Origin of the sequence: Actinomadura rupiterrae (genome assembly GCF_024172125.1) — a bacterium.
In the GTDB taxonomy this organism is placed as follows: domain Bacteria; phylum Actinomycetota; class Actinomycetes; order Streptosporangiales; family Streptosporangiaceae; genus Spirillospora; species Spirillospora rupiterrae.
This window is the reverse complement of record NZ_JAMZEA010000004.1, coordinates 882,050-895,942: the sequence shown is the minus strand read 5'-3', so window position 1 is coordinate 895,942 and position 13,893 is coordinate 882,050. Positions and strand designations below refer to the sequence as shown.

Below are 13,893 nucleotides of genomic sequence, written 5' to 3'. Positions count from 1 at the left end.
CTCCGCGTCCCTTGATGCCGACGCCGGCCTCGCCGAGCCGGAACCCGCCGGGGTAGACGGCCTGCTGCCCGTCGCCGATCAGCAGCAGCCCGTTGGGGCCGTCGCCCGCGAGGGCGTGCAGCAGCCGGACGCCGACCAGCGTGAGGTCCTGCACCTCGTCCACGATCACGGCGGCGTAGGGCGGGGCGGCGGGACGCTCGCGCAGCTCGGCGAGCGCGCTGCCGCGGCCGGCCTGGAGCCACGCGCGGGAGAAGCAGTCCTCCGCCGCGCGCTTGTCCAGGTTGATCCGGACGCCGCGGTCGGCGAGGAACCGCTGCGCCCAGCCGTGCAGGCTGGTGAACTCCACCCGGTCGGCCAGGTGGGGCGCCATCCGCTGGAACAGCCGCCCCTGCACGCGCGGGAGGTTGTTCACGTAGGTGACGTACATGATCGGCCCGGTCGTGCGGGTGGCGATGTGCGCGGCGCGGTGCAGGCCGACGACGGTCTTGCCCGTCCCGGCCGGTCCGTCTGATGCGCGCCGGCCCGCTCCATTCGCGGCGCGCGATCGCGACCTGGTCGGGATGCAGGAACGTCATCCACTGCTCGATCGGCCGTGCAGGACCGACGCCATCGCCGCCTGCTCGACCTCCTCGACGTCGAACAGCCCGGACTTCTCGCCCGCGGCGGCGGCCGGACGCTCTGGAAGCGCGTTCGCCTCGTACGCCGGGAAGCCCTCTTCCAGGTAGGCCGCGACGGCCTTCACCATCGGCGCGTTCAACCGCTTCGGCGCGGCGAGCAGCATGCTCAGGACGTCCTCGCGGCCCGTGAGGCGGACCCGTCCGAGCGTCCTCGTCCAGGCGGTGGCCGGCGAACACCAGCAGCGGCTGGACGGCCACCGGCGACATGCCGAGCGCGACCGCCGCGCCAGCTCCAGTGCCTGCTCCCGGCCCGCAGCCCCCTCGCCCCCGCCGATCCGCCAGCGACCACCGCGCACCCCTTGAGCACCGTCAGAAAGTCACGACCTCCCAGAGATAGCAACAATCACTCTCCGACAACACCCCTGAACTACGGAAATCGCCGTGACCATGGAGGATCCGGGCGGATGGCCGGCACGCTCCGGAGTGGGCGGGCGGGTGGGGCTGCGCAAGGGTTGACGAAATTTTTCTACGTTTGTCGTGATTGCTCGTTGTTCGGTTTGCGGCACTGTGCGTGAGGGCACTTCCAGGATCCCCCTTGAGAGGAGACCTCCGCATGGTGAGGTTCGGTGTCCTTCTGCCGGCGAGCGGCGCGGCGGCGTCGCCCGAGGAGATCGTCCGGGTGGCGGCCGGGGCCGAGCGGGCCGGGCTGGACTCGGTGTGGGTGCAGGAACCGGCTGCTGCGGCCGCCGGGGCCGGTGTCGTACGGCGGGGTCATGCCGCCCGCCGATCCGCCGGACGAGTGGGCGAACGTGTACGACCCCCTGGAGGTGCTGTCGTTCGTCGCGGCGCGGACGGAGCGGGTGCTGCTCGGCACGAGCGTGATCGCGGCGCTGTTCCAGCCGCCGGTGGTGCTCGCGCGGCGGGTCGCGACGGTCGACCGGCTGTCCGGCGGGCGGCTGCTGGTCGGGCTCGGGCAGGGCTGGATGGCCGAGGAGTTCGAGGCCGTGGGCGTGCCGCTCGGCCGGCGCGGCGCGGGGTTCGAGGAGCACGTCAACGCGATGCGCGCGGTGTGGGGGCCGGACCCGGTGCGGTTCGAGGGGCGGCACTACCGCATCCCCGAGTCGCAGATCGGGCCCAAGCCCGTCCGGGACGTGCCGGTCGTCATCGGCGCGGTGAGCGCGCGGGCGGTCGCGCGGGCGGCGCGGCTGCGGGCGGGGCTCACGCTGTCGCTGTACTCGTGGGACGACCTGCGCGAGATCGTCGCGCTGTACGGGCGCGCGGCGAAGGAGGCCGGGGTCGATCCGGCCGACACCCCGCTCGTCGTCCAGGCGAACGGGCCCGTGGGCGAGACCGATGCTGATCCGGGGCGGATGCCGCTCACCGGGTCGCCCGAACAGGTCGCGTCGGACGTCGAGCGGCTCGCGCAGCTCGGGGCCGACCACGTCTACTGGCCGCTGGGCGAGGGAGGTGTTGAGGCGGTCGCGCGGCTTCGCGGATGAGCTGGTCAGAGTGATTTGGGCAAGGCCCCGGGGTGTCGTCCCGGGGCCTTGGCCTTCCGGGGGACAACGCGGGGACAAGGCGTGAACAAGGGACCTTCGTAGCTTCGGGTACAGCTCGTCCACAACGTGGTGGAACGGGCTTCACACCCCGAACTACCCGGAGGTATCTCTCGTGTCCGCACAACCCGATGCGGCGAGGCGCGGGCCCGGTTTCGCCGTGCTCGCGGTGACGCAGTTCATCCTCATCCTGGACGCGGCGATCGTCACGATCGCGATGCCGTCGATCCAGCGGGGCCTGCACTTCTCGCCCGAGAACCTGTCCTGGGTGGTGTCGGCCTACACCCTGGTCTTCGGCGGGTTCCTGCTCCTCGGCGGGCGCGTCGCCGACCACGTGGGGCACCGCGCGATGTTCGTGTGGGGCCTGCTGATCTTCGTGGTCGGGTCCGCGTCCTGCGGGCTGGCGCAGAACTCGGCCTGGCTGATCATCTCGCGCGGCGTGCAGGGCTTCGGCGCGGCCGTGGTCGCGCCCGCCGCCCTCGCGCTGGTGATGCGGCTGTTCACCGAGCCGCAGGAGCGGTTCAAGGCGCTCGGCATCTGGGGCGCGCTCGCCGGGCTCGGCAGCGTGTCCGGGACGGTGCTCGGCGGCGCGCTCACCGACTGGATCAGCTGGCGCGCGATCTTCTGGATCAACGTCCCGATCGGCATCGTCGCGCTGGCCCTCACCCCCGCCCTGCTCCCCGGCGGACGCGTCGGAGAGCGCGCCGCCTCGTTCGACGTCGTCGGCGCGATCGCGTCCACGCTCGGCCTCGGCCTGCTGGTGTACGGCTTGGTCACCGCGCCCGACAAGGGCTGGGGCTCGACGTCCACCGTCGCGTCGCTGGTGGTCGGCGTGCTGCTGCTGGTCGCGTTCGTGGTCGTGGAGAACCGGGTGTCCGCGCCGCTGGTGCCGCCGAGCCTGTTCCGGCTGCGCCCGCTGACCGGCGGGAACCTCGGCATGGGGCTCATGACGATGGCGCTCGTCCCCGGCATGGTGTTCCTGACCCTCTACATGCAGCAGGTGCACCACTGGTCGCCGCTCCGCTCGGCGGTCGCGCAGCTGCCGATCTGCGTCGCGATCATCATCGGCACCCAGCTCGCCCCGCCCGTCGTCGGACGCGGCGGGCCCCGCGCGGCCGTCGCGATCGGCTCGATCATCGCCGCGGCCGGGATGGCCTGGTTCGGCGCGATCTCCGCGGACGGCGGGTTCTGGGCGCAGATCCTCGGCCCGTCCCTGCTCGCCGGGATCGGCATGGGCATGGTGTTCGTCGCCGCCACGATCGCCGCGACGTCGATGGCCCCGCCGCACCTGGCCGGTGTCGCGTCCGGCGTGCTGAACACCTCGCAGCAGGTCGGCGCGACGCTCGGCATCGCGATCCTGACGCCGGTCGTGACGGAGCTGATCAAGAGCTCCGCCAAGGACGGCCACCCGATGCCGGAGGCGCTGACCAGCGGCTACTCCGGCGCGCTGGTCGCGGGCGCGTGCATCGCCGTCCTGGTGCTGCTGCTGTCGGCGACCGTCATCCCCGGCAGGCCGCCGCAGGGCGCGCCCGCTCCGGACGCCTCGCCCGCCCCCGCCGAGAAGGCCCCGGAGGCCGGCGCCTCCTCGGCCTGACCCGCCGAACCGTCCGATCCAGCCGCCCTGGCCGCCCCGCTCGCCCAAGGCCACCCCACCACCCCGCGGCCGGGAGTGGAGCCGGTGCCCACCCGGCTCCTCCCCGATCTCCCGGCCCGCCGCGACCGGGAGGGGGACAACGCCTCCGCGTCCCCCTCCCGGCCACGGCACCTCCCGTCCCTCGTCCCCCCAGCTCGTCCCCGGCCTGTCCCCCCGGCTCCCCGCTGCTCGTCCCTCTTGCTCCGACTCCCCGCTGCGTCCCCTCCACGGCCCTCGATGAAAGCGAGAGCTCTACGCATGGTCACGCGACGGCAGTTCGTCCTCGGCGGAGCGGCCACGGCCGCCACCGCCGTCCTCTACAACGCCCACACCGCGCGCGCCGCGGGGCCGATGGCCGGGCACGGCTCGCACACCGCGCACCTGCTGCGCGCCGGCAGCCGCCTCACCACCTCGCCGTTCTCCGTCCAGATGCCGGTGCCGAGCGTGCTGCGGCCCACCTCCTCGACGTCCACGACCGACTACTACGACATCGCCGTGAAGAACGGCACCGAGGAGCTGGTCCCCGGTGTGAGCAGCGGGATCTTCGGCTACAACGGCACGTTCATCGGCCCGACGATCCGGGCCTGGCAAGGGCGCCAGGTCGTCGTCCGGCAGACCAACTCCCTGGACCGGCCCATCTCCACCCACCTGCACGGCGGGCACGTCTCCGCGGCGAACGACGGCCACCCCATGGACGTCATCAACCCCGGCGGCAGCAAGACCTACACCTACCCGAACAACCAGTACGCGGCGACGCTCTGGTACCACGACCACGCGCACCACGTGGAGGCCGAGAACCTGTTCAAGGGCCTCGCCGGGTTCTACCTGATCTCCAGCCCGGACGAGCGCGCGCTGAACCTGCCGCGCGGACCGTACGAGGTGCCGATCATGCTCCGGGACGTCCGGATGGCCGACGACGGCACCCTCAACTGGGTCATGGACGACTTCGCGAACCGGACGACGATCCTCGTCAACGGCCGCAACCAGCCGTACTTCCCGGTGCAGGCCCGCAAGTACCGGTTCCGGTTCCTCAACGCGTCCAACCTGCGCCCGTTCGGCCTCGGCCTCGCGGACGGCTCGACCCTCACGGTGATCGGCGCGGACCAGAGCCTGCTGCCCGCGCCGGACGACGTGACCTCGTTCGAGCTGTGGCCGGGCGAGCGCTTCGACGTGGTCATCGACTTCTCCCGCTACAAGGTCGGCGACCACGTGCTGCTGACGAACGCGATGCCGTTCCCGAACGAGGGCGACGCGCAGAAGCAGCTGCTCCGGTTCGACATCGTCGGCACCGCGTCCGACACCAGCGACGTCCCCGACCAGCTCGCACCGGCGCCGACGCTGCCCGCCGCGACCAACACCCGGCGCATCCAGTTCGGGCCGTTCGACCCGCCGAGCGGCGTGATGGTGATCGACGGCAAGACCTACGACGACACGAGGATCGACCAGACCGTCCCGCTCGGCGCGACCGAGATCTGGGAGATCTACAACGCCGACACCCAGTACGGGCTGCCGCACAACTTCCACATCCACCTGGTGCACTTCAAGGTCCTCGACCGCAACGGGACCCCGCCTCCCGCCGCCGAGCAGGGCTGGCGGGACACCGTGACCGTGCATCCCGGCGAGACCGTCCGGGTGCAGGCGACCTTCGCCGACTACCGCGGCACCTTCGTCTACCACTGCCACCTGATCGACCACGCCTCGATGGGGATGATGGCGCAGTTCCAGGTGGTCTGACTCCGTTTCGCGTGCTCTATGGCTGGAGGCAAGTCCCAGTGGAACCGACTCCCAACTTCACGACACTTCCGCAACTGCTATCGGTGGCCGCCCATGACAAGCGCGGCGTCACTTTCGTCGACGGACCGCACCTTCCCTACGCCGACCTGGCCGAATGCGCGAAACGCGTGCTGTGCGGCTTGCGCGGCTACGGGCGCCTGCCCGGCGACCGGGTCCTGATCGTCGCGGACGACCCGCAGACGTTCCTGCCCGCCTTCTGGGGCTGCGTGCTCGGCGGGATGGTGCCCGCCCCGATCGCTCCGCCGAACGACGCGGCGCGGTGGCGGACGCAACTGGAACAGCTGAGCGTGCTGCTCGGCGAGCCCCTGGTGATCGCGCCGAAGGCGGCCCTCGCCGACCTTCCGGACGTGCCGCGGCTGCGCAGCGCCGCGATCGAGGAGCTGGCCGAGTCCGACCTCGGCCGGCGCGGCGAGATCCACCTCCCGCAGCCGGACGACCTGGCCCTGCTGATGCTGACGTCCGGCTCGACCGGCCTGCCGAAGGCGGTGCGGCTCACGCACGCGAACCTGCTGGCGGCGCAGGCGGGGAAGGCGGGCGCGCTCGGCATCACCCGGCACGACGTCTTCCTGAACTGGATCTCCGCCGACCACATCGCGGCGATCGAGGCGCACCTGCTGCCGATGACGGCCGGGGCCGACCAGGTGATCGCGACGCCGCAGACCGTGCTGGCCGACCCCTTGCAGTTCCTCCGGCTGGTGTCCGAGCACGGCGTGACCGTGACGTTCACACCGAACTTCCTTTTCGGGCAGCTCGCGCGGGCCCTGTCCGACGTTCCGCCGGGCGCCGAATCGTTCGAGCTGGGGAAGGTCCGGCACATCATCTCGGGAGGCGAGGCGACGGTCACCGCGACCGTCCGGCGGTTCCTGGACCTCGCCCAGCCGTACGGGCTGCACGGGGACGTCGTCGTCCCGGCGTTCGGCATGACCGAGACCTGCGCGGGGAGCGTCTTCAACACCGTGTTCGACCCGCGCGACGACGACGCGGAGTTCCCGGCGCTCGGACGGCCCGTCCGGGGCCTGGAGATCCGCATCGCCGCGCCGGACGGCCACGTGCTCGCCGCCACGTCCGGAGCGTCCGGCGCGACCGCGGCTGCCGGAGCGGACGGCCGGTCCGAGGCGGCGGGCGAGGTGCAGCTGCGCGGGACGATGGTCACGAGCGGCTACTTCGGGAACCCGCAGGCCACCGCCGACGCGTTCACCCACGACGGCTGGTTCCGGACGGGCGACCTCGGCATGTTCGACTCGTCCGGCGCGCTCGTCCTGGTGGGGCGCAGCAAGGACAGCGTGATCGTCAACGGCGTCAACTACTACAGCCACGACCTCGAAACCGTGCTGGGCGACCTGGACGGCGTGCGCGCGGGCAGCGTCGCGGCGTTCCCGACGCGTCCGGCCGGGGCGGACACCGAGCAGCTCGCCGTCGCGTTCGCGCCGGACGGCGACGCCGCGTTCGACGACGCCGCGCTCTACCGGACGATCGTCGCGATCCGGAACTCGACCGTCATGCACTGGGGCTTCCGCCCGGCGGCGATCCTGCCGGTGGACGAGGAGGCCATCCCGCGCTCGAACCTCAACAAGATCCAGCGGAGCCGGCTCCGCGAGGACCTCGAACGGGGACGCCTCGCCGCGTCCGCCCGCCGCGCGGACGAGCTGGCCGCCCGCTACCTCGGCGCCTTCGCCGAGCCCGGCACCGACGCCGAGCGGAGGCTCGCCGAGATCTACGCGCGCGTGCTCGACGCGGAGGCCGTGTCGGTGACGACCAGCTTCTTCGACCTCGGCGGCACCTCGCTGGACGTGCTGCGGCTGAAGGTCGAGGTGCAGCGGGCGTTCGGCGTGGACGACCTGCCGATGTCGACGATCCTCCAGGCGCCGTCCGTCCGGGCGCTGACCGGGCGGATCGCGGGCGGCGCGAAGGCCGAGTACGACCCGCTCGTCCCGTTGCAGCTCACGGGCGATGGCACGCCGCTGTTCTGCGTCCACCCGGGGCTGGGCGAGGTGCTGGTGTTCATCAACCTCGCGAAGTACTTCACGAACGAGCGCCCGTTCTACGCGCTGCGGGCGCGCGGGTTCGGCGAGGGCGAGGCGCACTTCGGCACGTTCGCCGAGATGGTCGACACGTACGTGGACGCCATCCGGCGCGTCCAGCCGCTCGGGCCGTACGCGGTCGCCGGGTACTCCTACGGCGGCGCGGTCGCGTTCGAGATCGCCAAGCGGCTGGAGGCGATGGGGCAGAAGGTGTCGTTCGTCGGCGTGTTCAACCTGCCGCCGCACATCGCCGGCCGGATGCACGAGATCACCTTCACCGACGGCGCGCTGAACCTCGCGCTGTTCCTGGACCTGGTGAACGCCGCCGACATCCCGGCCCTGGCCGCCAAGCTGCGCGGGCTCCCCGAGGACGAGCAGCTCGGCTACCTGGTCGACAACGCGCCCCGGCAGCGGCTGCGCGAGCTGGACCTGAACGTCGAGCGGTTCGCCGCCTGGGTCGCGCTCGCGCAGAACATGGTGCACCTCGGCCGCGACTACGCGCCGTCCGGGACGGTCGAGGACGTCCGCGTCTTCTACTGCACGCCGCTGAAGGGCACCAAGGCCGACTGGCTCAACGACCAGCTGCGCGCCTGGGACGACTTCACCCGCTCGGAGAACCGCTTCATCGAAGTGGACGGCGAGCACTACACGCTCATGAGCCCCGAGCACGTCCGGACGTTCCAGGCCACGCTGCGCGCCGAGCTGCGCGACGCGCTCGCCTCCGACCGGCGCGCCTCCTGACGCCTCCGACCAGGAAGACAGGACCACAGTGATCCACGGCAAGAAGATCCTGATCACCGGCGGGACGGGCCAGGTGGCCCGTCCGGTCGCCGAGGCGCTCGCGGCGGGTAACGAGGTCTGGTGCCTCGGCCGGTTCGGCGACCGGGACGCCCGCAAGGCGCTCGGCGAGCTCGGCATCCGCACCCGCGTCTGGGACATGGGCCACGGCTCCCTGCCGGACGACCTGCCCGGCGACTTCACCCACGTCCTGCACTCGGCCGTGCACCGGGGCGACGGGACCGACTTCGACGACACCGTCCGCATCAACACGACCGGGACCGCGCAGCTGATGCGGCACTGCGCGGACGCCGAGGCGTTCCTCTACGTCTCCAGCGGCGTCGTCTACAACCGCGCCGACCGCATGCACCGCTACCGCGAGACCGACCCGATCGGCGGGCAGGCGCCCTGGCTGCCCACCTACCCGGTCGCGAAGATCTCCACCGAGGGCCTGGTGCGCGGCCTCGCCGCCGCGCTCGGCCTGCCGACCACGATCGCGCGGCTGAACGTCGCGTACGGCCCGTACGGGCACGGCGGCCTGCCGGTGATCCTGTTCCGCCGGATGGCGGACGGGCTGCCCTGCGCCGTCCCGCGCGAGGGCCAGAACTTCTGCAACCTGCTGCACACCGACGACGTCGTCCGGCAGACGCCGCTGCTGTGGGACGTCGCGTCCGTCCCCGCCACCGTCGTGAACTGGGGCGGGGACGAGGAGGTCGGCATCACCGACCTGCTGCACCACATGGCCGCCCTCACCGGGATCGAGCCGCGGCTCGACCCGGGCGACCTGTCCCGCGAGACCGCGGTCTTCGACCACACCCGGCGCCTGGAGCTGGTCGGCCCCTGCGAGGTCGACTGGCGCGCCGGCGTCGCCCGCGTCCTCGCCCACCACGCCCCCGACCTCGTCCTGGAGCCCCGATGACCGCCGACACCGAGCCCACGACCGGCACGGCCGCTGACACCGCGCTCACGACCGGCACGGCCGCTGACACCGCGCTCACGACCGACAACATCGCGCTGATCTCCGCCTCGTACGACGCGTTCCGGCGCGGTGACCTCGACGCGGCGCTCGCGTTCTTCGACCCCGACATCGAGTGGGTCCACCCGGACGGTATGGACGACCACGGCCTCGGCGGCGTCGAGCGCGGCCTTCCGGCCGTGAAGGCGTTCATGGCCCGCGCGCGGGCGCTGTTCGCCGAGGTCGGGATGCGTCCCGACACGTTCTTCGCCGAAGGCGACCAGGTGGTCGTCACGGGCGTGAACCACATGCGCGCCGCCACGACCGGCCGCGAGGCCGACATCACTGTCGTGCACCACTGGCGGATCCGCGACGGGAAGGCCGTCCGCTTCGAGGACATCCACGACACCGCCGCCATCCGCGCCCTCGTCGAACCGGCCGTGGACCCGGCGATCGAGCCGTGGCAGGTCATCCGCACCGGGTTCCGGTTCTGGGAGTCGCGGGTGCTCATGTCGGCGATCGAGCTTGGCCTGTTCGAGGCGCTCGCGGACGGCCCGCGCCCGGTGGAGCGGATCGTCCGGGAGCTGGGCCTGCACGAGCGCGGCGTCCGGCCGTTCCTGGACGCGCTGACCGGCCTCGGCATGCTCGCTCGCGAGGACGGCGGCGCGTACGGCCTGACGCCGGTCGCCAAGCGCTTCCTCACCGAGGCCGAGGGCACGAACGTCGCGGGCCTGCCGCTCGCCGCGTCCCACCTTTGGTGGGAGTCGTGGAAGGGCCTGACCGAAATGCTGCGCACCGGCCTTCCGCAGAACAAGGCGAACGCGGGCGACGACCCGTTCGAGGCGCTGTACGCCGACCCCGAGCGCGTCCGCGCGTTCCACGCGGCGATGGCGGGCGGCGCGACCGGCGCGGCGCTCGCGCTGGCCCGCGAGAGCGACCTCGACTGGGACGCCGTGAAGACCGTCGCCGACGTCGGCGCGGCGGGCGGCGCGGTGCTGCGGACGCTGCTCACCGCGCACCCGCACCTCGCCGGGATCGGCTTCGACCTGCCGCAGGTCCGGCCGCACTTCGAGCGGGCCGCGCGGGAAGCGGGCCTGGCCGACCGGATGCGGTTCGAGGGCGGCAGCTTCTTCACCGACGACCTGCCGGCCGCCGACCTGCTCGTCCTCGGGCACGTGCTGTGCGACTGGGACACCGCCACCAAGCGCGACCTGCTCGCCAAGGCGTACAAGGCGCTGCCCGCGGGCGGCGCGGTCGTCGTCTACGACCTGATGACCGACCCCGGACGGCCCGACGGGGCCGCCAACCTGTTCGGCCACCTGGCCGATCTGCACATGATGCTGGAGAGCCCCGGCGGGCACGGCTACCGGCCCGCCGACGCGGCGGCCTGGCTGGCCGAGGCCGGTTTCGGACGGGTCTCCGTCCGCCCGCTGTCCGGCCCCGAATGGCTCGCCGTCGGCTTCAAGGACTGACCCATCCGATCGGGACCGGGCCCCGACGACGCGGCCCGGTCCCGTCCCGACCGAGCACCCGAGCCGCCGGCGCGGCCTGCCCGCCGTGCCACGCGGCCTCGCCGAGGAGGAGAACCCGCATGCCCCAGCTGGACTTTCCCGGAGCCAACCCCGAAGGCGTCGAACTCGCCCAGCGGCTGTTCGTCATCCACGACCAGATGCGCCGCGACATGGACGAGTTCCGCCGCCTGGTGACCGCCGTGGTGGACGGCGTCGGCGGCGACGCGGCCGCGCGCCGCAGGCTCCAGGGCGCGATGGACGCCTTCCGCCAGCGCGACTGGCAGCGCATCCTGCCGCGCTACTGCGCCCAGTTCTGCTCCTTCGTGCACGGCCACCACACCGTGGAGGACGCGTCGATGTTCCCGGTGCTGCGGAAGCGCAACCCGGACCTCGCGCCGCGCATCAAGCAGCTCATGGACGAGCACGAGCGGCTCGTCGCGCACCTGGACCAGCTCCAGCAGATGATCCGGCTGCTGCCGGGCGACCCGGCCGTGGGCCCGAAGATGCTCGCCAAGGTCCGGGAGGTCTCCGAGCTGCTGTCGGCCCACCTGGAGTACGAGGAGACGCACCTGACGCCGACCCTCGTCCGCCTCACCTACGCCGACATCGCCTGACCCCTGACCCGCTGACCCGCTGCGCCCCGACGCCGCCTTACGCGCTTCGCCGACGCGGCCTCCCGCGCTTCCCCGACGCCGCCGCCCGCGCCCTCCCTCCTTCCGTTCCTGGAGAATCCTCATGCCCGACTACCGGCACGACCTGCTGTTCGGCGTGTTCCTCTCGCCGGCCGTCGCCGACATGCCCGCCACGATGGAGAACGTCCGGCTGGCCGAGAGCCTCGGCCTCGACCTCGTCGGGATGCAGGACCACCCGTACCATCCCGGCTTCGCCGACACCCCGACCCTGCTCACCCGGGTCGCGCTCGCGACCCGGAAGATCACCGTGTTCCCGGACGTGGCGTCGCTGCCGCTGCGCGGTCCGGTGACGCTCGCGTCCTGGGCCGCCACGCTCGCCGAGATCAGCGGCGGGCGGGTCGCGCTCGGCCTCGGCTCCGGCGCGCACCAGGGCGGGATCGCCGCGCTCGGCGGCCCGTCCTGGACACCGGGCCAGCAGGTCCAGGCGCTGGACGAGGCCGTCCGGGTCGTCCGCGGCCTGCTGGACGGGCGCCCCGGGCACACCGTCGAGGGCGAGTTCTACCGGCTCCGCGACGCCCCGCCGATCCTCGGCCGCCCCTTCGACGTCCCGCTCTGGCTGGGCGGGTACCGGCCGCGCACGCTGAACCTGATCGGCTGCCTCGCCGACGGCTGGATCCCGTCCTCGGCCTACATGGGCCCGGGCGAGATGGCCGCCGCGTCGCCGCTGATCGACGAGGCGGCCACCGCCGCCGGACGCGACCCGGCGGCCGTCCGCCGCCTCTACAACCTGGACGGCGTGTTCTCGCCCGGCGCTTCGGGCGGGTTCCTGCACGGGCCGCCGAAGGTCTGGGCCGATCAGCTGGCCGAGCTGGCGCTCGAACTCGGCGTGTCCGGGTTCGTCCTGTCGTCGGGGCGTCCCGCCGACATCGAGCTGTTCGCCCGGGAGGTCGTCCCGGCCGTCCGGGAGGAGGTGAACCGTGCCCGCAGTACCTGAACGGTCGCCGTACCCGCAGTACACGCCGCGCGTCACCGGCCTCACGCCCGCCGCCAAGCCCGGCCGGGTCAAGGCCGGGGCGCTCGCGGCCGTCGCCGCCGGGAACGCCCTGGAGTGGTACGACTGGTCGGTCTACGCGTTCGCGGCGCCGATGTTCGCGCACGCGTTCTTCCCCAAGGGGCAGCCAGCGGCAGCGCTGATGGCGGCGCTCGCGACGTTCGCCGTGGCGTTCTTGGCGCGTCCGGTCGGCGCGGCGCTGCTCGGGCGGCTCACCGACCGCTGCGGACGCCGCGCCGGCATGACCGTGTCCGTCGCGATCATGGGTGTGGCCTCGGTGCTGATCGCGATCGTCCCGACCTACGGGACGATCGGCGTCGCCGCGCCGCTCGCGCTGCTGGTGCTGCGCTGCGCGCAGGGCGCGTCGTCCGGCGGGGAGATCGGCGCCACCGCGGCGTACCTCGCCGAGACCGCGCCCGCCGAGCGGCGCGGCTGGTACTCGGCGGTGTTCCAGCAGTCCACGGTGCTCGGCACGCTCGTCGCGGCGCTCGCCGCGACCGGCCTCTCCGCCGTGCTCAGCAAGGACGAGATGCACGCCTTCGGCTGGCGGATCCTGTTCGCCGCCGGGGGACTCGCCGGGATCGCCGCGATCGTCCTGCGCCGCAAGCTCGCTGAGAGCTTCCTGTTCACCGCGCAGGACGGCGCCGACCGGCCACTGCGGACGCTGCTGCGCGAGCACCGGCGCCCCGCGCTGCGCATCGCCGCGATCACGCTCGCGCCGACGATCGTCTTCTACACGTGGGTGCTGCAACTGCCCGGCCTCGCGATGACCGAGGGCGGGCTGAGCGCCGGGCGCGCGCTGGCCGCGAACTCGATCGCGCAGGCCACGATGTTCGTCGCCGTCCCGGTCGCGGGCCGGCTGTCGGACCGGTTCGGGCGCCGTCCGCTGCTGCTCACGTTCGCCGCCGCGACCGTCGTCATCGCGGTCCCGGCGCTGGCCGTGCCGCCGCACAGCTTCGGCGCGCTGCTCGTCGTCGAGATCGCCGGGCTGTGGGCGTTCGCGGGCTACGGCGCGATCGCCGCGACGGTCATGGCCGAGCAGTACCCGACCGCGCTCGTCCGGTCCGCCGGGATCGCGATCCCGTACGCGCTGGTCGTCGCGGTGTTCGGCGGGACCGCTCCATTGCTGGACGCCGTCCTCGCCCACAACGGGCAGGGCGCCTGGTTCGGCGTGTACGTCGCGCTCGCCGCCGTGGTCAGCTTCGCCGCGTACGCGCGGATGCCCGAGACCAACGCCGTCCGGCTGCGCTGAGCCCGCCGGAGACGACCGTGATGCCTACCCCGCGAGTGATGCCAGAGCCCCGACAAGAGGTGAACGTGATGCCCGAACCCCGACGACGGAGGAG

General features: G+C 72.9%; 11 protein-coding genes. 9 read left to right on the top strand and 2 right to left on the bottom strand.

Annotation, left to right across the window (positions count from 1 at the left end):
- Together FHU30_RS17035 and FHU30_RS17030 are read right to left on the bottom strand one after the other, a co-directional pair.
- Positions 1-454: UvrD-helicase domain-containing protein (locus tag FHU30_RS17035; RefSeq protein ID WP_253876866.1), on the bottom strand; the 454-nt coding region annotated here is incomplete at its 3' end.
- A 117-nt stretch (positions 455-571) separates the two neighbouring features.
- A complete protein-coding gene (locus FHU30_RS17030) occupies positions 572-973 on the bottom strand; it encodes a hypothetical protein (RefSeq protein ID WP_253876834.1) in 402 nt (133 codons plus the stop codon).
- Positions 974-1,390: 417 nt separating this feature from the next.
- Between FHU30_RS17030 and FHU30_RS17025 the strand changes: the two genes are divergently transcribed.
- The 9 genes from FHU30_RS17025 to FHU30_RS16985 all read left to right on the top strand — a co-directional run bounded on the left by FHU30_RS17025 (position 1,391) and on the right by FHU30_RS16985 (position 13,799).
- On the top strand, positions 1,391-2,116 hold the full coding sequence (locus FHU30_RS17025; protein ID WP_253876832.1) for a TIGR03619 family F420-dependent LLM class oxidoreductase: 726 nt from the start codon (positions 1,391-1,393) through the stop codon (positions 2,114-2,116).
- A gap of 172 nt (positions 2,117-2,288) precedes the next feature.
- Positions 2,289-3,767, top strand: coding sequence for an MFS transporter (locus FHU30_RS17020; RefSeq protein WP_253876830.1), 1,479 nt, complete (start codon positions 2,289-2,291; stop codon positions 3,765-3,767).
- Positions 3,768-4,064: 297 nt separating this feature from the next.
- Positions 4,065-5,540, top strand: coding sequence for a multicopper oxidase family protein (locus FHU30_RS17015; RefSeq protein ID WP_253876829.1), 1,476 nt, complete (start codon positions 4,065-4,067; stop codon positions 5,538-5,540).
- An 83-nt stretch (positions 5,541-5,623) separates the two neighbouring features.
- On the top strand, positions 5,624-8,362 hold the full coding sequence (locus FHU30_RS17010; RefSeq protein WP_253876827.1) for an alpha/beta fold hydrolase: 2,739 nt from the start codon (positions 5,624-5,626) through the stop codon (positions 8,360-8,362).
- 28 nt (positions 8,363-8,390) lie between these two features.
- Positions 8,391-9,317: an NAD-dependent epimerase/dehydratase family protein gene (locus tag FHU30_RS17005; RefSeq protein WP_253876825.1), complete on the top strand. Its 927-nt coding sequence runs from the start codon at positions 8,391-8,393 to the stop codon at positions 9,315-9,317.
- On the top strand, positions 9,314-10,825 hold the full coding sequence (locus tag FHU30_RS17000; RefSeq protein ID WP_253876823.1) for a methyltransferase: 1,512 nt from the start codon (positions 9,314-9,316) through the stop codon (positions 10,823-10,825). Before FHU30_RS17005 ends, FHU30_RS17000 begins: the two co-directional genes overlap by 4 nt.
- Before the next feature lie 119 nt (positions 10,826-10,944).
- A complete protein-coding gene (locus FHU30_RS16995) occupies positions 10,945-11,478 on the top strand; it encodes a hemerythrin domain-containing protein (protein WP_253876821.1) in 534 nt (177 codons plus the stop codon).
- Positions 11,479-11,599: 121 nt separating this feature from the next.
- The gene (locus FHU30_RS16990) at positions 11,600-12,490 is read left to right on the top strand and encodes an LLM class flavin-dependent oxidoreductase (RefSeq protein ID WP_253876819.1); all 891 of its coding nucleotides are present in this window, start codon (positions 11,600-11,602) and stop codon (positions 12,488-12,490) included.
- Positions 12,474-13,799, top strand: coding sequence for an MFS transporter (locus tag FHU30_RS16985; RefSeq protein ID WP_253876817.1), 1,326 nt, complete (start codon positions 12,474-12,476; stop codon positions 13,797-13,799). Before FHU30_RS16990 ends, FHU30_RS16985 begins: the two co-directional genes overlap by 17 nt.
- The last annotated feature ends 94 nt before the right edge of the window (positions 13,800-13,893 follow it).

Excerpts from the sequence above, each read along its gene's own strand:
- FHU30_RS16990 (WP_253876819.1), top strand. The coding sequence starts at position 11,600 with ATGCCCGACTACCGGCACGACCTGCTGTTCGGCGTGTTCCTCTCGCCG.
- FHU30_RS16995 (WP_253876821.1), top strand. The coding sequence starts at position 10,945 with ATGCCCCAGCTGGACTTTCCCGGAGCCAACCCCGAAGGCGTCGAACTC.
- FHU30_RS17015 (WP_253876829.1), top strand. The coding sequence starts at position 4,065 with ATGGTCACGCGACGGCAGTTCGTCCTCGGCGGAGCGGCCACGGCCGCC.
- FHU30_RS17000 (WP_253876823.1), top strand. The coding sequence starts at position 9,314 with ATGACCGCCGACACCGAGCCCACGACCGGCACGGCCGCTGACACCGCG.
- FHU30_RS17025 (WP_253876832.1), top strand. The coding sequence starts at position 1,391 with ATGCCGCCCGCCGATCCGCCGGACGAGTGGGCGAACGTGTACGACCCC.